Genomic DNA, 265 nt, shown 5'->3' with positions numbered 1-265 from the left:
CGGAGACGGAGATCTGCTGGCCGGACGTGGCGCTGGCCGGCCCCGTTACCGCGGACACGATGAAGTCGGGCCTGTTGCCCACGCCAATGCGGCTGCCGGTCAAGGTGTTGTTGTTCTCAATCAGCTCCGCGATGGAGCTCTGCGGATCCACCACGGCGCCCAGGTAGTAGGCGCCCTCGGTGGACGCGTACGCCGGGCCCGACACCGTCAGCACCTGGCACTGGCCGGCGTTGAGGTACGGCGAGCCTGCGTAGCCCACGAAGAA

At 67.9% G+C, this 265-nt stretch carries 1 protein-coding gene; it reads right to left on the bottom strand.

Annotated features, from left to right (window positions below):
- Positions 1 to 265 (bottom strand): CARDB domain-containing protein (locus D7V97_RS43955; RefSeq protein ID WP_304988543.1); only part of this gene is annotated, 265 nt, incomplete at both ends.

Source organism: Corallococcus sp. CA053C (assembly GCF_003611675.1).
Classification (GTDB): Bacteria; Myxococcota; Myxococcia; order Myxococcales; family Myxococcaceae; genus Corallococcus.
This window is presented reverse-complemented; position numbering and strand designations above follow the sequence as displayed.